Genomic DNA, 19,301 nt, shown 5'->3' on the forward strand with positions numbered 1-19,301 from the left:
GGCGTCGACAATCTGCTCACTGCTGCGAGGGCCGGCGCATGTGCCGCCCGCCTTGCCGGCGCCAGACGGACTAGACAGCCGTCGGGCCAGCAGGCTGCCGTGCCAACTACACGGCAGCCTGTCTTACATCATCAGCCCAACCAGCGGCGCGCGTTCTGGAACACCCGCATCCACGGGCTTGCGTCCGTGGCGCCCTCGCCCCAGCCTTCCGGATGCCAGCTCATCTGCACAGCGCGATGCACGCGCTCCGTATGTGGCATCAGCACCGTGAAGCGACCGTCCGGCGTCGTTACCGACGTGATGCCGTTCGGCGAACCGTTCGGGTTGAACGGATACTGCTCGGTCGCCTGACCACGGTGATCGACATAACGCATCGCCACCGCGACCTTCGACGCATCGCCTTGCTGCGAGAAGTCCGCGTAGCCTTCGCCGTGCGCGATCGCCACTGGAATGCGCGAGCCTTCCATGCCGTTGAAGAAGATCGACGGCGAAGCCTGCACTTCGACCAGCGAGAAGCGCGCTTCGAATTTCTCCGACTTGTTGCGCGTGAACTTCGGCCACGCTTCGGCGCCCGGAATCATCGAGGCGAGGCTGCTCATCATCTGGCAACCGTTGCAGATACCGAGGGCGAACGTGTCTTCGCGGCCGAAGAACGCGGCGAACATATCGGCCAGTTGCGCGTTGAAGCGGATCGCCTTCGCCCAGCCTTCACCAGCGCCCAGCGTGTCGCCATAAGAGAAGCCGCCGCACGCCACCGCGCCGGCGAAATCGGCGAGATTCGCGCGGCCGGCCAGCAGGTCGCTCATGTGCACGTCGTGCGCGTCGAAGCCGGCGCGGTCGAATGCATAGGCCGTTTCGAGGTGCGAATTCACGCCCTGCTCGCGCAGGATCGCGACGCGCGGACGCGCACTCTTGCCAATGAACGGCGCGGCGACGTCTTCAGCCGGATCGAAGCTCAGCACCGGCGTGATGCCCGGATCGGCCGCGTCGGAGAGCGCGTCGTATTCGGCGTCGGCGCAAGCGGGGTTGTCGCGCAGACGCGCGATACGCCAGCTCACTTCGCTCCACGTACGATGCAATTCGGTGCGCGGCGCTTCATAAATCTTCTTGGCGTCGCGATAGATTTCGATCGTGTCGCGCTCGTTGAGCTTGCCGATCACATGCGCGCACGCCGACAAGCCATGTTCGCGCAATGCAGCCAGCACCGCGTCGCGCTCGGACGCACGCACCTGAACGACGGCGCCGAGTTCTTCGTTGAAGAGCGCGCGAATCGTGCGGTCTTCACGGCGGCCGCTGGTCTGCTTCGCCCAATCTTTGGCGTCGCCGTAATCGGATTCATGGGTGGGATCGAGCACCAGCATGTCGACGTTCAACGACACGCCCACGTGCCCCGCGAACGCCATTTCGCACACCGTCGCCCACAGGCCGCCGTCGGAACGGTCGTGGTAAGCGAGCAGCTTGCCGTCCTGGTTCAGCGCCTGGATCGCGGCGAAGAAACGCTTGAGGTCTTCCGGATCGTCCACGTCCGGCACCGTGTCGCCGACCTGCTGCGTGACCTGCGCGAGAATACTGCCGCCCAGGCGATGCTTGCCGCGGCCAAGGTCGATCGCGATCAGCACGGACTCGCCCACGTCGCTGGTGCGGCGCAGTTGCGGCGTGAGGTGGCGGCGCACGTCTTCGACCGGCGCGAACGCCGAGATGATCAGCGAGACCGGCGCGACCACTTCCTTCGCGACGCCGCGGTCTTCCCACTTGGTGCGCATGGACAGCGAATCCTTGCCGACCGGAATGCTGATGCCGAGTGCCGGGCACAACTCCATGCCGATCGCCTTGACCGTGTCGTAGAGCGCGGCGTCTTCGCCCGCTGCGCCGCACGCGGCCATCCAGTTGGCCGACAGCTTGAGCTTGTCGAGCGACGCGATCGGCGCCGCCGCGATATTCGTGACCGCCTCGCCAACCGCCATGCGGCCCGAAGCCGGCGCGTCGATCACGGCAAGCGGCGTGCGCTCGGCCATTGTCATGGCTTCGCCGGTAAAGCCCGCATAGTCCATGGTGGTGATCGCGACGTCGGCCACCGGCACTTGCCACGGGCCGACCATCTGGTCACGCGCGGTTGTGCCGCCCACCGAGCGGTCGCCGATCGTGATCAGGAACGACTTGCTCGCCACTGTGGGATGACGCAGCACGCTGACCGCCACATCCGACAGCGCGAGGCCGGTGACATCCACCGGTTCGAGCTTCTGCTCGACGCGCTTGACGTCGCGGTGCATGCGCGGCGCCTTGCCGAGCAGCACTTCCATCGGCATGTCGACCGGCTCATGCGCGGTGTCGTCGTTCAGTTCGGAGTCGATCAGCTTGAGTTGACGCTCGGCCGTGGCCGTGCCGATCACCGCGAACGGGCAGCGCTCGCGCTCGCACATGGCGGCGAACGCCGGCAGATCGGCCGGCGCGATGGCCAGCACGTAGCGTTCTTGCGCTTCGTTCGACCAGATTTCGCGCGGCGACAGACCGCTCTCTTCCAGTTGAATCTTGCGCAGATCGAAGCGCGCGCCCTTACCGGCGCCGTCGACCACTTCCGGGAAGGCGTTCGAGAGACCGCCCGCGCCGACGTCATGGATGCTCAGAATCGGGTTCTTCTCGCCGAGTTGCCAGCACGCATTGATCACTTCCTGCGCACGGCGTTCGATTTCCGGGTTGCCGCGCTGAACCGAATCGAAGTCGAGTTCAGCGGTGTTGGTGCCGGTCGCCATCGAGCTCGCGGCGCCGCCGCCCATGCCGATGCGCATGCCCGGACCGCCGATCTGGATCAAGAGCGACCCTTCCGGCAGATCGTGCTTATGCGTATGTTGGTCCGAGATATTGCCGATACCGCCGGCGATCATGATCGGCTTGTGATAACCGCGCACCAGTCCCGCGACGTTCTGCTCGTACGCACGGAAATAACCGCCCAGGTTGGGCCGGCCGAATTCGTTGTTGAACGCGGCGCCGCCGAGCGGGCCGTCGATCATGATCTGCAGCGGCGAGGCGATCCGGTCGGGCCGGCCGTACGCTTCGTGCTTGTCGTCCGGATTGCGGTGCGCGAGAGGCTGCGCGGCGTCGCGCGCGTTTTCCCATGTCTCGACGCCGTCCGGCAGTTCCAGGTTCGACACCGTGAAGCCCGCCAGCCCCGCCTTGGGACGCGCGCCACGGCCGGTCGCGCCTTCGTCGCGAATTTCACCGCCCGCGCCGGTCGCGGCGCCCGGGAACGGCGAGATCGCGGTCGGATGGTTGTGCGTTTCCACCTTCATCAAGGTGTGCGTGAGTTCATTGCTGCGGCGATAGTGCTCCGGCATCGCGCCGGGGTCGGCCGGCGTGCGCGGGAACCAGCGCTCGGCCATGCCGCCCGCCATGATCGCCGAGTTGTCCGAATACGCGACGATCGTGCCTTGCGGATTTAGCTTCTCGGTATTGCGGATCATGTTGAAGAGCGAGATGTCCTGTTTCTCGCCGTCGATGGTCCAGTCCGCGTTGAAAATCTTGTGACGGCAATGTTCGCTGTTGGCCTGCGCGAACATCATCAGTTCGACGTCGGTCGGGTTGCGGCCGAGTTTCGTGAAGGCGTCGACCAGGTAGTCGATTTCGTCGTCGGCGAGCGCGAGGCCCAGTTCCGTGTTCGCCGTTTCCAGCGCGCCGCGGCCGTTGTTCAATACGTCGACGGTTTGCAGCGGCTTGGCCGGCAGTTCGTCGAACAGATGCAGCGCGTGGTCGCGCGACGGTGACACGCTTTCCGTCATACGGTCGTGCAGGGCCGCCGCGACGGCCGCGCGAGCTTCGTCGGTGAGCGCCTTCTTGCCGCCCAGCAGGCCGCTTTTCAGCGTGACCGTGTACTCGACGCCGCGCTCGATGCGGCGCACCTGCGTGAGGCCACACAGATGCGCGATATCCGTTGCCTTGCTGGCCCATGGCGACACCGTGCCGAAACGCGGCACCACGAGGAAGGTCTCGGCCGTGCCGCGCTCTTTGGTTTCTTCGAGCGGATCGCCGTAGTGCATCAGCGCTTCGATCTTCGCGTTGTCTTCAGCGGAGAGCGGTGTCTGGGCGTTGACGAAGTGCAGATATTGCCCGCGCACACCGGTGATGTTCGGATCGATGCGCGTAAGCGTTTCGAGCAGGCGGGTTTGACGGAAATCGGAAAGGGCCGAAGCGCCGGGGAAACACGAGAAGTGGGCCATGGACTTGACGTTGCGTCGCTCAATGATGCCGATGAGTCGCGCGTGAAGGCGACGTGAGGCGGAAAGGAAGTCCGAGATTATACCCCGGGAAGAGGCTTCCAGCGGGCTTGGCGGTGCGGCGTCGGGCGGGTTTCGAGATGGTTCCGCGGCGGTTCGGTGCGGATCCCGGCCACGTTTCGGCCGGACTCGGGCTCGCCCGCGGCACACACGGCGGCGGCGCTCCGGCGTTGCACCCGCGTGGCCGCGCCAGCGGTTTGACTGCTATCATTCGCCCTTTCACCAGATCGGCGCGAGCGGCCTGAGCAGGCCGGGCAGCGCGCCGCATGTCACGCTCAACGGGAATGCGCCGCTTCGGCGTCCCGTCGGCAACTCGAATCAGAACATGGATGTCATCGTCATCGGCGGCGGGATTGTGGGCGTCGCCACCGCTTATCAACTGCGCGCGGCCGGCCATCGGGTATGCGTCGTCGAGCGCCACGCCACGGTCGCGCAGGGCGCAACCTATGGACACGGCGGCACCGTCCTGCCGACCCCGCTCGACGTCTGGTTCGGCCCGACTTTCATGGCGAGCCGTCAAAACGCCAAAAACGGCGTCGTCAACAAGACCGGCTTCAACGGATCGGCGCGCCAGTTCGTCAAGCAGCTCGCCGAGTTGCAGGAACCCGACGCGTTCGGCCATCAATACGGACTGCTGCGACCGCTGATCGAACTGTCGCGCGAAACCATGGCGGACATGGAGGCGCGCTTCGGCCTCGAGTTCGAACAGACCAGCGGCGTGCTCTATCTGGTGCGCTCCGAACAGGAGTGGCAGCAGATGCGGCCCGGGCGCGACCTGCTCCAGCTTTTCGAAGTGCCGCACCACGAGTTCACACCCGAACAATGCGCCGCGTTCGAGCACTCCGTGCGCACCGAGCCGGAATTCGCGGGCGGCGTGCTGTTCGACCAGGAGCGCACGGCCAATGCGCCGCTGTTCACCAAGCTGATCAAGCAGACGCTGGATACGCAAGGCGGCGTGCAATTCATGCTGGGCTGCGAAGTTTCGTCGATCCGCCTGGAAGGCCAGCGCGCCTCGGTGGAACTGGCGCCGCAGCCGGGTGCGACCTCCCGTTCGCGCGAAGTGGATGTGATCCACGCCGACGCGGTGGTCGTGGCGGCCGGCCACGGCAGCCTGCCGCTGCTCGAACGACTCGGCTTGCGGCTGCCATTGCATCCGCTGCGCCTGCACACGCTGGTTGCACCGATCGCGCATGAGGAATGCGCGCCGCACGTCGCGATCGTCGACGCGGTGAAGCGGATCGCGATCAGCCGCATGAACCATCGGCTGCGGATCGCGGGCGGCGCGGTCTTGCAAAGCGCCGGCCAGATCGACAAGCCATTGGGCGAAGCGGTGACGAAAGAAGCCCTCGCCCTGCTCGGCCAGGCCACGCACGACTGGATTCCAGGCGCCGCGCGAATCTCGGTGGCCTTGCCTTGGGAAGGCGTCAAACTGCTGTCGCCGGACGGCTTGCCGGTGATCGGCAACGCACTGCATCCGCGGCTTTTCGTCAATGTGGGCCACGGCCCCGCCGGCTGGGGTCTAGCCTGCGGGTCGGGCAAACTGGTTGCCGACCTGATTTCCGGCGGCACGCCGGACGTCCCCGCGGACACGCTGGCCGCCCTACGTCCGGATCGGTTCAGGTAAATCGCCGGCCCGCGCGCGAGCGGGCCGCAAGAGGCGCCCGCCGGGCGCCCATCGGCACTACCATAGCGATTCCCCAAGCTTTTTCGCCTGCCACCAGGCGAACCGCCAAGCCTCGCTATGACAGAAGTTGACAACACGCCGCCGACGCTCATCAGCCCCCTCAATCGGGCGCTGCCGCTCCTGACGCTCACCGACCTGCGGATCGCCGAATCCCAGGCGGCGGCCGCCCTGCCGAAACACACGCTGATGTCACGCGCCGGGAAATCCGCCGCGAGCTTCCTGCGCGAGCAGATCACCCGCGATACCTCGGTCGAGAAATCCAGGCAGAAGGTGTGGCTCATCGCTGGACCGGGCAACAACGGCGGCGACGCGCTGATTCTCGCGACGGAACTGCACCAAGCCGGCATCGCCGTCGAACTGTGCATGCCGGTCGAGGTCAAGCCGGAAGACGCGCGCTGGGCTCTCGACACGGCCCGCGCGGCCGGCGTCGCGATCAGCAGCACGCCGCCCGCGTCGCTGGACGGCTACCGGTGGCTGGTGGACGGCATGTTCGGCATCGGCCTCACGCGTCCGCTCGAAGGCGTGTTCGCGGCCGTCGCCCGGCAGCTTTCGCAACGGGCCAAAACGCGGCCGCGCAAAGGCGGCGTGCTGGCCCTCGACGTGCCGAGCGGCCTCGACAGCGACACCGGCACGGTTGTGGGCAACGGCGACGGCGCCGCCGTCCATGCCACCCATACGGTCACCTTCATCGGCGCCAAACCCGGGCTCTTCACCGCGCAAGGGCGTGATCTTGCCGGCGCGGTCACGGTCGCGCCGATCGGCGTCGACACTAGCGGCCGCACGGCCGTGCAGTTGAACGCGCCCGAGCTCTTCGCCGCCTTCCTGCCCGCGCGCGATTTCGCGACCAACAAGGGCAGCTTCGGCAGCCTCGCCGTGGTCGGCGGCGAAACCGGCATGTGCGGCGCGCCGATCCTCGCCTCGCGCGCGGCGCTGTACACCGGCGCGGGCAAGGTGCACGTCGCGTTGCTGGGCGAAGGCGCGCCGCCCTACGACCCGCCGCATCCCGAACTCATGCTGCATGCCATCGACGATCTGCCGCTCGACCAGATGGACGCGCTCGCCGTCGGCTGCGGCATGGGTCATCGCGAGCGCGCCACGCGCGTGATGCACGACGTGCTGCAACTCGACGTGCCCAAGCTGTTCGACGCGGACGCGCTGAACCTGATCTCGAAGGACTCCGCGCTCGCCGCCGACGTCACCGCGCGCGGCGTGCAAGGCGATCCGTGCATCCTCACGCCGCACCCGCTCGAAGCCGCGCGTTTGCTCGGCACCGACGCGCCGGGCGTGCAGCGCGACCGCCTCACTGCGGCGCGCTCGCTCGCCGCGCGCTATGCCGCCGTGGTGGTGCTCAAAGGCACCGGCACCGTCATCGCGGCGCCGGACGGCCGCCTCGCGATCAATCCGACCGGCAACGCCGCGCTCGCGACGGGCGGCACCGGCGACGTGCTCGGCGGCATCATCGGCGCGCTGCTCGCGCAGCATCTGCCGCGTTACGAAGCGGCGCTCGCGGGCGTCTATCTGCACGGTCTCGCCGCCGACACGCTGAGCGCGCAAGGCCACGGTCCCGCCGGCCTGACGGCGGGCGAACTGGCGCCGATGGTGCGAACCTTGCTGAACCGTTTGTTCTACCCGGCGGCGGAGTGCTGAGGTGAAGTGCTGAAACTGTCCGTCCCAACCTATGGATCGACGCCCCAAACCGCTGCCGCCCGTCACGCAACGCCGTTATACTGACTGACTGCGCCGCGCGTCGGAGCCACCACGGGTAACGGCGAACTTTCCCCGCCACCCATGGCGAACCCGGCCGCGCGGCATCGCTCTAACAGCATCGTTGCATCATCCTCGGCAGCGCTTCACGCGCGCGCCTTTCTTCGTGCCACTTGGTTAGACGGACGCTATGACCCAGAACTCGCTCCCCTCCTGGTCCTCGCTGCAAACGCATTACGAAAAGATTCGCGATGCACATATGCGCGACTGGTTCGCCCCCGAGAACGATCCCGCCCCCACCCGTGCTGAGCGCTTTGCGTTCGCGGGCGGCGGTCTCGCGGCCGATTTCTCGAAGAACCGCATCACCGAAGAGACGCTGAAGCTGCTCGTGCAACTCGCGCGCGAAGCCGGCGTCGAGAAACGCCGCGACGCCATGTTCGCCGGTGAAATCGTCAACCCGACGGAAGGCCGCGCCGTGCTGCACACCGCCCTGCGCGCCACCGATCCGAAAGCGCCGTTCTACGCTCAGGTGCTGGCCGAGCGCGCCAAGATGGCCGCGTTCGCCGACCAGGTGCGCAGCGGCGAGTGGAAAGGCTATACCGGCAAGCGTATCCGCTATGTCGTGAACATCGGCATCGGCGGCTCGGATCTCGGGCCGAAGATGGTCGTGCACGCGCTGTATCATCTGGCCACGCCGGAGATCACCACGCACTTCGTGTCGAACGTCGACGGCGCCGATCTGTACAACGTGATGCAGCAGATCGATCCTGAAGAGACGCTCGCGATCATCGTCTCCAAGACCTTCACCACGCTCGAAACCATGACCAACGCGCGCTCGCTGCGCGACTGGTTCATCGAGAAAGGCTGCCCGGAAAGCGCGCTGGCGAAGCACTTCGTCGGCGTGTCGGCCAATCCTGCGGAAGTGGTCAAGTTCGGCATCGCGAAAGAGAACGTGTTCGAGATGTGGGACTGGGTCGGCGGCCGCTATTCGCTGTGGTCGGCAGTCGGTCTGTCGATCATGATTGCGATCGGACCGAAGCAGTTCGACGAACTGCTCGCCGGCGCCAACGAGATGGACCAGCATTTCCGCGACGCACCGCTCGAAAAAAATCTGCCGGTTCTGCTCGGCATGATCGGCATCTGGTATCGCAACTTCTTCGGCTCGCAAAGCTACCTGGTTGCGCCGTATTCCGAAGCACTGCATTTCCTGCCCTCGTATCTGCAACAGCTCGAGATGGAAAGCAACGGCAAGTCCGCGCGTCTGGACGGCGCGATGGTCGACTACCCGACCGCCGCAGTGACGTGGGGCGAACCGGGCACGAACGGTCAGCACGCTTTCTTCCAGATGCTGCATCAGGGTCCGACGATCGTGCCGATCGACTTCATCGCTGTGTTGACGCCGGAGCATCCGCTCGTCAGCCATCATCCTAAGCTGCTCGCCAATTGCTTCGCGCAAAGTGAAGCGCTGATGCTCGGCCGCACGCTCGAAGAAGCGAAGAAAGTGGCCGGTGCGGACAAGCCTGAACTCGCACCGCATCTGGTATTTCCGGGCAACCGTCCGACCAGCACGCTGCTGGTCGACGCGCTCACCGCACGTTCCCTCGGCGCATTGATCGCGCTGTACGAGCACAAGGTGCTGGTGCAGGGGTCGGTGTGGAACATCAATTCATTCGATCAGTGGGGCGTGGAGTTGGGCAAGATTCTCGGCAAGGTGGTCGAGGCCGACCTGACGGCGCCGAGCGTCGATGAGAAGAAGCACGACTCGTCGACGTCCGCATTGATCGCGCGGGCGCGCGCGGCGTTGAAGAAGTAATGGTGAGCGGCGCGGTACGTCGCCGCGCCGCTTAAGTTTTATGCTGAGGTGGTTGGCGAATTCGCCTGCTGACGAAGTGAGCCGGAATGAAAAAAGCGGGCCCTTGCGGCCCGCTTTTGCTTTTGTAACGACGCCCGCTCAGGCGAGACGTCCTGCCTCGATCGTCACCGTCGTGTCGCAGCGGCGCGCCAGTTCGATGTCGTGCGTGACGAGAATCAACGTAGCGCCGTTCGCGCGGTTCATCTCGAACATCAGATCGATCACCGCGTGACCGGTGGCGGCATCGAGACTGCCGGTCGGCTCATCGGCGAAGAGGATCGCCGGGTGTGTGACGAACGCGCGCGCGAGCGCCACACGTTGCTGCTCGCCGCCCGACAGCAGCTTCGGATAATGACTGGTGCGCTTGCCGAGACCCACCTGCTCCAGCAAGCCGCGCGCACGCGTTGCGGCTTCGCGGGTGCCAATGCCGCCTTGCAGTTCCAGCGGCAAGGTGACGTTTTCGAGCGCCGTCAAATGAGGCATCAATTGAAACGACTGGAACACGAAGCCGACGGAGCCGCTGCGCAATGCGGCGCGCTCGTCTTCGTTCAGTTCACCGAGTTCGCGGCCGAGCAACCGAACCGAGCCCGAGCTCGCGCTGTCCAATCCTGCGAGCAAGCCGAGCAGCGTAGACTTGCCCGACCCGGATGCACCGACGATTGCCACACTGCTGCCGGCATCGATAGCAAGATCGATGTCGTCGAGAATCGTCAGTTCGCCCGTTGCATCCTTAACCTTCTTGCACAAACCCCGCACTTCAATGACTGGATCAGTTTTGTTTAGCATGGTGAAGCGTAGGTTGAAAGTGCGTGCCATGACGTCTCGCGCCACGGCGCTGACAACGGCATGCGGCGTTGCCGTGGCCGCTACCCTGTTTTCAGTGAGCCTCGCGGCCCGGGCCGCCAACGCGCCCGAACCGGCCAAGCCGGTGATCGTCGTGCTCGGCGACAGCATCTCCGCCGAATACGGCCTGCCCCGCGACACGGGCTGGGTCGCCTTGATGCGCCAGCGCCTCACCGACGAGCGAATCGATTATAGCGTCGCCAATGCGAGCATCAGCGGCGACACCACGAGCGGCGGACGAGCCCGCTTGCCCGCGCTCATGCAGCGCCTGAAGCCGAGCATCGTGATCGTCGAACTCGGCGCCAATGACGCATTGCGCGGCGTGCCGCTCTCCACCACCGAAGACAACCTGCGCACGATCATCGAGCAGGCTCAGCAAGGTCACGCGAAGGTCGTACTGGTGGGCATGTATGTGCCGCCTAACTACGGCCCGGACTACACGCAAAAGTTCCACGGCTTGTACGGCGAACTGTCCAGGCAGTTGCGTGTGCCGCTCGTGCCGTTTCTGCTCGCCGGCATTGCCGACAAACCGGACATGTTCCAGGCCGATCAGATTCATCCGACCCAGCAGGCACAGCCAGTGCTACTCAACAACGTGTGGCCCGCAGTCAAGCCACTCCTTCGCACAAGTTCGCCGCACTGAAAAAGCCTGCTAACAACTTGTTTCCAGAACTGCGGGAACGCGGATCGGTAAGTTCTCTCTGACACTTTCGTAATCCCGCGTAACCGGCTCGATTTTGAGCGACTTTTGAGGAGATAACGTGAAATATTTACCGTTAATCGCTTTGACCGTGGCAATTTCTGCCTGCGCCGCTCAACCACCCGCTGGCGTTCAGTCCGTTGGTCAAAGCCAGCAACCGCCGAAGGCTGTCGCTACCTGTATCGCGCAGAAGTGGGCAGACAGCTCGCAACAACAAGTCGTGTCGCAAGACACGCTGGCTAACGATCAAGCCATGGATGTCTATGTTCCGGGTCAGCAGCCGCCTAATGGCGCCGCCGCTGTCGTACGCCCGTCGTACACCGGCAAAGGTACGTGGGTCGGCTTCCGCGCGAATGGCGCTGCGGGCAGCGACGCCACAGGTGCAATCAGCGGCTGCCTGTAATACCGCAGCGTGCCGCAGCAAACCGTTTGACGAGCTTGCACTCGTCAAATGAAAAGCCCCGCAATTGCGGGGCTTTTTTGTGTTTGTGCGGTGTTATTCGCCGCTCGCCTGGGCATTGCTGCTGTCGAGCGAGCCGTAGAATTTCACCTTCGAACGCGCACGCAGCGCTTCGACGTAGGCCTCTGCTTCGGACTGCGCATCGACCTGTGCGATCTGTTGCTGCGCTGCGGCCAGACGTTGCGGATCGACCGTGTTACCGGCCACCACCGCGTTCACGCGATAGATTGCATAGCCGTCGTCGCCGAGATCCACGCCGACATAGGCCGGCAATTTTTGCGCGTCCGCCTTGTAGATTGCACTCAATGCGGCCGGCGGCACGCCTTGCGCGTCGTTGCGCGACACCTTCAACGGCGACGAGAAGCCCGTGGTCGCCTTCGACTTTTCGAACTCGGCCAGTTTGGCCACGCCGTCCTTGTGAGCCGCTTCATCCGACTGAACGGCGATCACCTTCTGACGCACGGCGTCCTTGACGGCGTCGAGCGCCGGCACCGCCGCGGCCTTGTAGTCGGTCACGCGCGCCGCGATCAACGTGTTGCCGCCGACGTCGATGGCCTGCGTGTTGTTGCGTGCCGTCGTGGCGTCGCTAGCGAACACCGCGGCGAGGAACTTCGCGTTGTTCAGCGGACTGTCAGGCGCGAGCTTCGGATCCGGCTGTGGCGTGACCGTGGCGGTCTGCAATTGCAGCTTGTACTTGTCGGCAGCGGGCTGCAGGCTCTTCGCCTTTTCGTAGACGATCGACGTGAAGCCTTCCGAATCGTCGGTGAACGCCTTGCTGGCCAACTGCGTCTTCAGGTCTTTCGAGATCTGATCCTTGACTTCGTCGAACGGCTTCGTGACCGCCGGCTTCACATCCGTCACCTTGACGATGTGATAGCCGAAGTCGGTTTGCACGATGCCGCTGACTTCGTCTTTCTTCAGCGCGAACACGGCGTCGTCGAACGCCTGGCCGCCCGCGATCATGCCGCGGCCGAAGTAACCGAGATCGCCGCCCTTCGACGCCGAACCCGGATCCTGCGAATTCTGCTGCGCGATCTGCGCGAACTGGTCCGGATGCGCCTTGATCTGCGCGAGCAACTCTTCGGCCTTCTGCTTGGCCTTGGCCTTGTCAGCCGCGCTCGCGTCTTTCGGCGCCGCGATCAGGATGTGGCTCGCACGCACCTGGCCGTCGGTGCGGTAGTGCGCGATGTTGTCGTCGTAGTACTTCTTCAGATCGGCGTCGGTAGGCTGCGCGGAAGCGGCGAGCGTGGCCGGCGACATCACGAGATACTGGATCGTGGCCGTCGCGGGCGTAGCGAATTCGTTGCGATGCGCGTCGTAATACGCTTGCAGCTGCGCGTCGGTGGGCTGCACCTTCGCGGCGTAATCGCGCGGATGAAACGCAATGCCCTGCACTTCGCGCTGTTGTTCCGCGAGTTCAGTCAAATGCTGAGCCAGCGTTTTCGACGTGAACGCGCTGCCCTGAATGCTGGCCGGCAACTGCTGCGTGGCAATGCTGTAGCGCACGCGTTCGTCGTACTGGTCGGGCGTCATGCCCTGCATGGCGAGCAACTGCTTGTAGCGTTCGACGTCGACCGTGCCGTCAGGATTCTTCAGCGACGAGATCACCGGATCGTTCATCAACACACGGCGCACGGCGTCGTCAGACGCGGTCAGATGCAGGCGCTGTGTTTCATCGGCCAGCACGCGTTGCTCGATCAAACCATCGAGCATCTGAGCGCGGCGTTCCGGCGTGTCGAACGACTTCATGTCGAACTGCGCGCCGAGCATCTGACGGGCGCGGTCGAGTTGCTGACGCATCGCGTCGTCGTATTCAGCGCGCGTGATCTTGTGACCGTTGACGCTCGCGACGTTTGCACTTTCGTCAAAGAAGCCGCGGAAGCCCTGAATACCCACAAAACCCAACCCCGGCACAATGACGAGGATGAGCATGAACATCATCAGGCGTTTGTGATTGCGGAAAAAATCGAGCATGCGTGAGGAGTGCCAAAAACAGAACGCCCGATCTTACAACAGCGGGCAATAAAAAAGGCGAACCGGAGTTCGCCTTTCGAGGATACTGGCGGAGTGGACGGGACTCGAACCCGCGACCCCCGGCGTGACAGGCCGGTATTCTAACCGACTGAACTACCACTCCTTATGCAGCACAACTGCGCTGCGCTGAAACACTTAAACGAATCTGAAACTGGTGGGTGCTGAGAGGCTCGAACTCCCGACCTACGCCTTGTAAGGGCGCCGCTCTACCAACTGAGCTAAGCACCCGTTTCTCGATTCAGTGCTTCTTCTGTCTGCCGCCCGATTCTCGTCAACCGACGTTCCTCAAGCAGCGAGCCCATTAGTTTAGCGCATCCTTCAGAGCTTTGCCAGGCCTAAATTTAGGAACCTTGGCCGCCTTGATTTTGATGGCAGCGCCGGTGCGCGGATTGCGCCCGGTGCGCGCGGTACGCTTGCCAACCGCGAAGGTGCCGAAACCGACCAGCGTCACCGAACCACCCTTCTTCAACGTACCTTTGACACCATCGATCACAGCGTCGAGTGCACGGCCTGCTGCTGCCTTCGAAATGTCGGCTTGCTGTGCAACGTGATCGATCAATTCCGTCTTGTTCATTCCAACCCCCGAGAATGTTTATGGCAATCGTGACGGCACTCTCTTAGCGCCTAGCATCACGCGGCCGGCGGGCAACGCCGGGCGCAATCATTAGAATTGGCCGAAACCCTTGTGTCAAGCGGGGTTGAGCCTGATTTGGGTGGTTTTCGAGGGGGCTTCCTATAACAAGATGTTGCCGCAAATCGATGCGCATGCAACCAGTCGGCAAGCGCACCGCAGCTTTGCTCAATAGGTGGGAAAACGCACCTCGCGCGACGCTTGACGCAAGTCGCGCGGCCATAAAAAAACCCGCGGCCGTGACCGCGGGTTTTCTTCAAGCACACAGCTTCGTTACTGACTATCTTAGTGCTTCACGACTTCCGTCGCTGCGGCGTCTTTGCCCGGCTCCGCTGCGACCGGCGCAGCAGGCTTCGGCTCTTCTTCCGGCAACGCCGCCGGCACACGTTCGAGCGCCAGTTCGAGCACCTTGTCGATCCAACGGACCGGCACGATTTCGATTGCGTTCTTCACGTTGTCCGGAATCTCCGTCAAGTCCTTGACGTTCTCTTCCGGAATCAGCACCAGCTTGATACCGCCGCGATGCGCCGCCAGCAGTTTTTCCTTCAAGCCGCCGATCGGCAGAACTTCGCCACGCAACGTGATTTCGCCCGTCATCGCGACATCGGCGCGTACCGGAATTCCGGTCAACACCGACACCAGCGCGGTCGTCATCGCGATACCGGCAGACGGACCGTCTTTCGGCGTCGCGCCTTCCGGCACGTGAATGTGAATGTCCTGCTTCTCGAATGCTTCGTCCTTGACACCGAGACGGCGCGAACGCGAACGAACCACCGAGCGTGCTGCCTCGACCGATTCCTTCATCACGTCGCCGAGCGAACCCGTGCGGATCACATTGCCCTTGCCCGGCATCACCGCAGCTTCGATGGTCAGCAGATCGCCGCCCACTTCCGTCCATGCGAGACCCGTAACCTGGCCAACCTGATTTTCCTTCGCAGCCAGACCGAAGTCGTACTTGCGCACGCCGAGGAACGTATCGAGGTTGCTGCCGTCGACCTTCACCGCGCCTTCCGCCTTCTTCAGCAGAAGCATCTTCACGACCTTGCGGCAGATCTTCGAAATTTCACGCTCGAGCGAACGCACGCCCGCTTCACGCGTGTAGTAACGAATGATGTCGCGGATCGCGGTTTCCGTCACATCGACCTCGCCTTCCTTGAGGCCGTTGTTCTTCTTCTGCTTGGGCAAAAGATAACGTTGCGCAATGCTGACCTTCTCGTCTTCCGTGTAACCCGACAGACGGATCACTTCCATCCGGTCGAGCAACGGCGGCGGAATGTTCAGCGAGTTCGACGTCGCGACGAACATCACGTCCGAGAGATCGAAGTCGACTTCGACGTAGTGATCAGCGAACGTATGGTTCTGTTCCGGATCGAGCACTTCCAGCAAAGCCGACGACGGATCGCCGCGGAAGTCCTGACCCATCTTGTCGACTTCGTCGAGCAGGAAGAGCGGATTGCGCACGCCGACCTTGGTCAGGCTTTGCAGAATCTTGCCGGGCATCGAACCGATGTACGTACGACGGTGACCGCGAATCTCGGCTTCGTCGCGCACGCCGCCGAGCGCCATACGCACGAACTTGCGGTTCGTGGCGCGAGCGATCGACTGACCCAGCGACGTCTTACCGACACCCGGAGGCCCAACGAGGCACAGGATCGGCGCTTTGACCTTGTCGACACGTTGCTGGACCGCGAGATACTCGAGAATGCGTTCCTTCACTTTCTCGAGACCGAAATGGTCCTCGTCGAGCACACGTTCCGCATTCGAGAGGTCGTTGTTGACCTTGCTCTTCTTGCGCCATGGCAAGCCGATCAGCGTGTCGATGTAGTTGCGCACGACGGTCGCTTCAGCCGACATCGGCGACATCAGCTTGAGCTTTTTCAGCTCGGCGTCGGCCTTCTTCTTGGCTTCCTTCGGCATGCGGGCAGCCGTGATGCGCTTCTCGAGTTCTTCGAGGTCCGCACCTTCTTCGCCTTCGCCGAGTTCCTTCTGGATCGCCTTGACCTGTTCGTTCAGGTAGTACTCGCGCTGACTCTTCTCCATCTGGCGTTTCACACGCCCACGGATGCGCTTTTCGACCTGCAGGATGTCGATCTCGGCTTCGAGTTGCGCGAGCAGATGCTCGAGTCGCTCGATGACCGGGAACATTTCGAGGATGTGCTGCTTCTGGTCGAGCTTGAGCGGCAAGTGCGCCGCGATCGTGTCGGCCAGACGCCCGGCTTCGTCGATACCCGACAGCGACGTCAGGATCTCCGGCGGGATCTTCTTGTTCAGCTTCACATACTGGTCAAACTGCGACACGATCGCGCGGCGCAGCGCTTCAGTTTCAGCGCTGTCGGCGTGGTCAGGTTCGAGCGGCATGACTTCGCACGAGAACTGCGTTTCCTGTTCTTCGATGGAAAGCGTTTTCGCGCGCTGCAAGCCTTCGACGAGCACCTTCACGGTGCCATCGGGCAGCTTCAGCATTTGCAGGATGTTGGCGACACACCCTACTTCGTACATGTCCTTTTCGGTCGGCTCATCTTTCGCAGCCGTCTTCTGGGCAACGAGCATGATGTGCTTGCCGCCTTCCATCGCTGCTTCGAGAGCCTTGATCGACTTCGGGCGGCCTACGAAGAGCGGAATCACCATGTGCGGGAAGACGACTACGTCACGCAGCGGGAGCAGCGGGAGCGTAATGCGTTCCGGCGGAAGGAGTTGGGTTCCTGACATTTCATTTCCCCATGAGTGGAATCAGTTCGTTCGATAGGTGAGGCCAGCAGAAAAGATTGCAAGCCTCCGCGTGTGGGAAAAGTTCAGTGACTCCGAAGGTTCAGTGACTCCATAGTGAAAACAACCAGCCTGACCACACGATAAACGAAAAAAGCCGTTCACGTTGCCATGAACGGCTTTTTTTGCAGAACCCGAAAGCCGATCAGTTCGAACCCGCCACTTTGGGCGCGTCTTCGTAGATCAGTAGCGGTTTGCCGTCGCCGTCAATCACGTTGTCGTCGATGATGACCTTGCTAACGCCTTTCATTTGCGGCAGGTCGTACATCACATCAAGCAACGCCTGTTCCAGGATGGAGCGCAGACCACGCGCACCCGTCTTGCGACGAATTGCCTTACGCGCGACAGCTTGCAACGCGGCCGGGCGAATTTCGAGCTCGACGCGTTCCATGTTGAACAGCTTGTGGTACTGCTTCACCAGTGCATTCTTCGGTTCGACGAGAATTTTCATCAACGCCACTTCGTCGAGCTTGCCGAGCGTGGCGACCACCGGCAGACGGCCGATCAGTTCGGGAATGAGGCCGAATTTGATCAGATCCTCCGGTTCCACTTCGCGCAGCACTTCGCCGGCGTCGCGATCCTGCTTGCTCTTCACGCTTGCGCCGAAGCCAATACCGGTCTTCTCGGTACGATCGACGATGACCTTTTCGAGGCCGTCAAACGCGCCGCCGCAAATGAACAGAATGTTGGTGGTGTCGACCTGGATGAAGTCCTGATTCGGGTGCTTACGGCCGCCTTGCGGCGGCACCGACGCCATCGTACCCTCGACCAGTTTCAGCAAAGCCTGTTGCACGCCTTCGCCCGACACATCGCGGGTGATCGACGGGTTGTCGGACTTGCGGCTGATCTTATCGATTTCGTCGATGTAGACAATGCCGCGCTGGGCCTTGTCGACTTCGTAATTGCAGTTTTGCAGCAGCTTCTGAATGATGTTCTCGACGTCTTCACCGACATAGCCGGCTTCCGTCAGCGTGGTTGCATCGGCAATCACGAACGGAACGTTCAGAAGGCGCGCGAGGGTCTGCGCGAGCAGCGTCTTGCCGGAACCGGTCGGGCCGATCAGCAGGATGTTGCTCTTGGACAGCTCGATCTCATCCTTCTTGTCGAGATGCTTGAGACGCTTGTAGTGGTTGTACACCGCGACCGCGAGAATTTTCTTCGCGCGTTCCTGACCGATCACATACTGGTCGAGGATTTCACGGATTTCCTGCGGACTCGGTAGATCGGACTTCGACAAGCCCGCCTCGATGCCCGCACCTGCAGCCTCATCACGGATGATTTCGTTGCACAGGTCGATACATTCATCACAGATGAACACCGACGGGCCGGCAATCAGTTTTTTGACCTCATGCTGGCTCTTGCCGCAAAACGAGCAATACAACAGCTTTTCGCTGTTAGAACCTTTCTTGTCCGCCATAGATGTGTGAGCCTCCGGACACTCGATTACATGATACGCCGTTTGCCCTGGCCTCGCAGTTTGGGCGGGGCCGGGCTTGAGCCAAGGTGACGGCGTTTGCCGCAGGCACTCGGACGAAATTTGATTATTTCACAACCGATCCGGCGACGTTTTTGCCCCAATTCGGGGCAAAAACGCACCATCTCAAGGACGCTTGTGCGCCACCTGGTCGACGAGGCCGTAAGCTTGCGCGTCGTCGCCGGACATGAAGTTGTCACGGTCGGTGTCGCGCGCGATACGCTCGACCGGCTGGCCGGTGTGATGCGCGAGCAGATGATTCAGCCGTTCCTTCAAATACAGGATTTCGCGCGCCTGAATTTCGATGTCCGACGCCTGACCACGCGCGCCGCCGAGCGGCTGGTGAATCATCACGCGCGAATTCGGCAGAGCAAAACGCTTGCCTTTCGCGCCGGCCGCCAGCAGGAATGCGCCCATGCTGGCTGCGAGACCCATGCACAGCGTGGAGACGTCCGGCTTGATGAACTGCATCGTGTCATAAATCGCCATGCCGGCGGAAACCGAGCCACCCGGGCTGTTGATGTAGAAACTGATGTCCTTGTCCGGATTCTCGCTTTCGAGGAACAGCATCTGCGCGACGACGAGATTGGCCGTCTGGTCGTTCACTTCACCGACCAGGAACACAATGCGTTCCTTGAGCAGACGGGAGTAGATGTCATACGAGCGCTCGCCCCGGCCGCTCGTTTCCACGACGATCGGCACCAGTCCGAGCGCCTGCGCTTCGAGATCCCGCGACGACTGGGAGGTCAACGTGTCCAGCATTTGAGCGCGAAAGGTCATGCAGTGGATCCTTGTCTGAAATATTCTAACTATTAGATGCTGGACAGGTGTGGTCGACAACCCCGTATTCAAGTGCGCGATCAGTGCACGTGCGCCGTGCAACAC

At 62.8% G+C, this 19,301-nt stretch carries 12 protein-coding genes and 2 tRNA genes; 5 read left to right on the top strand and 9 right to left on the bottom strand.

Annotated elements, in window-relative coordinates; all coding sequences use genetic code 11:
- Window positions 1–131 precede the first annotated feature (131 nt).
- On the bottom strand, window positions 132–4,211 hold the full coding sequence (gene purL, locus P0D96_RS09285) for a phosphoribosylformylglycinamidine synthase (protein WP_408313108.1): 4,080 nt from the start codon (window positions 4,209–4,211) through the stop codon (window positions 132–134).
- 382 nt (window positions 4,212–4,593) lie between these two features.
- Here purL and P0D96_RS09290 point away from each other — a divergent pair, with 382 nt between their 5' ends.
- The 3 genes from P0D96_RS09290 (at window position 4,594) to pgi (ending at window position 9,469) form a co-directional block, all read left to right on the top strand.
- On the top strand, window positions 4,594–5,892 hold the full coding sequence (locus P0D96_RS09290) for an FAD-dependent oxidoreductase (RefSeq protein WP_408313111.1): 1,299 nt from the start codon (window positions 4,594–4,596) through the stop codon (window positions 5,890–5,892).
- Window positions 5,893–6,009: 117 nt separating this feature from the next.
- Entirely contained in the window at window positions 6,010–7,599 is a 1,590-nt protein-coding gene (locus P0D96_RS09295; protein ID WP_408313114.1) for an NAD(P)H-hydrate dehydratase, read from the top strand.
- A 247-nt stretch (window positions 7,600–7,846) separates the two neighbouring features.
- Complete coding sequence (gene pgi, locus P0D96_RS09300) at window positions 7,847–9,469, top strand: glucose-6-phosphate isomerase (protein WP_408313116.1); 1,623 nt, start codon at window positions 7,847–7,849, stop codon at window positions 9,467–9,469.
- Window positions 9,470–9,607: 138 nt separating this feature from the next.
- On the opposite strand, the gene P0D96_RS09305 is transcribed toward pgi, so the two are convergent.
- Entirely contained in the window at window positions 9,608–10,294 is a 687-nt protein-coding gene (locus P0D96_RS09305) for an ABC transporter ATP-binding protein (protein WP_106307454.1), read from the bottom strand.
- Between the two features lie 28 nt (window positions 10,295–10,322).
- On the opposite strand from P0D96_RS09305, the gene P0D96_RS09310 reads away from it, so the two are divergent.
- Both P0D96_RS09310 and P0D96_RS09315 read left to right on the top strand, forming a co-directional pair.
- A complete protein-coding gene (locus P0D96_RS09310; protein WP_207915635.1) occupies window positions 10,323–10,994 on the top strand; it encodes an arylesterase in 672 nt (223 codons plus the stop codon).
- Between the two features lie 118 nt (window positions 10,995–11,112).
- Window positions 11,113–11,454, top strand: coding sequence for a hypothetical protein (locus tag P0D96_RS09315; RefSeq protein ID WP_132374693.1), 342 nt, complete (start codon window positions 11,113–11,115; stop codon window positions 11,452–11,454).
- A 93-nt stretch (window positions 11,455–11,547) separates the two neighbouring features.
- Here the strand turns inward: P0D96_RS09315 and P0D96_RS09320 are convergent, their stop codons facing one another.
- From P0D96_RS09320 to clpP, 7 genes are all read right to left on the bottom strand, one after another.
- Complete coding sequence (locus P0D96_RS09320; RefSeq protein ID WP_408313119.1) at window positions 11,548–13,485, bottom strand: SurA N-terminal domain-containing protein; 1,938 nt, start codon at window positions 13,483–13,485, stop codon at window positions 11,548–11,550.
- 86 nt (window positions 13,486–13,571) lie between these two features.
- Window positions 13,572–13,648 (bottom strand) — tRNA-Asp (locus tag P0D96_RS09325).
- 49 nt (window positions 13,649–13,697) lie between these two features.
- A tRNA-Val gene (locus P0D96_RS09330) sits at window positions 13,698–13,773 on the bottom strand.
- Between the two features lie 73 nt (window positions 13,774–13,846).
- Window positions 13,847–14,119, bottom strand: coding sequence for an HU family DNA-binding protein (locus P0D96_RS09335; protein WP_012432917.1), 273 nt, complete (start codon window positions 14,117–14,119; stop codon window positions 13,847–13,849).
- A gap of 342 nt (window positions 14,120–14,461) precedes the next feature.
- Window positions 14,462–16,885 carry an endopeptidase La gene (lon, locus tag P0D96_RS09340; RefSeq protein ID WP_132374695.1) on the bottom strand — a complete coding sequence of 808 codons (2,424 nt, stop codon included), beginning with the start codon at window positions 16,883–16,885 and terminating at the stop codon, window positions 14,462–14,464.
- A 202-nt stretch (window positions 16,886–17,087) separates the two neighbouring features.
- Window positions 17,088–18,359, bottom strand: coding sequence for an ATP-dependent Clp protease ATP-binding subunit ClpX (gene clpX / locus P0D96_RS09345; RefSeq protein ID WP_007182009.1), 1,272 nt, complete (start codon window positions 18,357–18,359; stop codon window positions 17,088–17,090).
- Between the two features lie 183 nt (window positions 18,360–18,542).
- A complete protein-coding gene (gene clpP / locus P0D96_RS09350; RefSeq protein WP_007182010.1) occupies window positions 18,543–19,196 on the bottom strand; it encodes an ATP-dependent Clp endopeptidase proteolytic subunit ClpP in 654 nt (217 codons plus the stop codon).
- Between the last annotated feature and the right edge of the window lie 105 nt (window positions 19,197–19,301).

Origin of the sequence: Paraburkholderia sp. RL17-347-BIC-D (assembly GCF_046027915.1) — a bacterium.
In the GTDB taxonomy this organism is placed as follows: Bacteria; Pseudomonadota; Gammaproteobacteria; order Burkholderiales; family Burkholderiaceae; genus Paraburkholderia.

Bases quoted from the DNA above. Each gene is read 5' to 3' on its own strand.
- purL (WP_408313108.1), bottom strand. From the start codon at position 4,211: ATGGCCCACTTCTCGTGTTTCCCCGGCGCTTCGGCCCTTTCCGATTTC.
- P0D96_RS09305 (WP_106307454.1), bottom strand. From the start codon at position 10,294: ATGCTAAACAAAACTGATCCAGTCATTGAAGTGCGGGGTTTGTGCAAG.
- clpX (WP_007182009.1), bottom strand. From the start codon at position 18,359: ATGGCGGACAAGAAAGGTTCTAACAGCGAAAAGCTGTTGTATTGCTCG.
- P0D96_RS09320 (WP_408313119.1), bottom strand. From the start codon at position 13,485: ATGCTCGATTTTTTCCGCAATCACAAACGCCTGATGATGTTCATGCTC.
- P0D96_RS09310 (WP_207915635.1), top strand. From the start codon at position 10,323: ATGACGTCTCGCGCCACGGCGCTGACAACGGCATGCGGCGTTGCCGTG.
- P0D96_RS09295 (WP_408313114.1), top strand. From the start codon at position 6,010: ATGACAGAAGTTGACAACACGCCGCCGACGCTCATCAGCCCCCTCAAT.
- pgi (WP_408313116.1), top strand. From the start codon at position 7,847: ATGACCCAGAACTCGCTCCCCTCCTGGTCCTCGCTGCAAACGCATTAC.
- P0D96_RS09335 (WP_012432917.1), bottom strand. From the start codon at position 14,119: ATGAACAAGACGGAATTGATCGATCACGTTGCACAGCAAGCCGACATT.
- lon (WP_132374695.1), bottom strand. From the start codon at position 16,885: ATGTCAGGAACCCAACTCCTTCCGCCGGAACGCATTACGCTCCCGCTG.
- clpP (WP_007182010.1), bottom strand. From the start codon at position 19,196: ATGACCTTTCGCGCTCAAATGCTGGACACGTTGACCTCCCAGTCGTCG.
- P0D96_RS09290 (WP_408313111.1), top strand. From the start codon at position 4,594: ATGGATGTCATCGTCATCGGCGGCGGGATTGTGGGCGTCGCCACCGCT.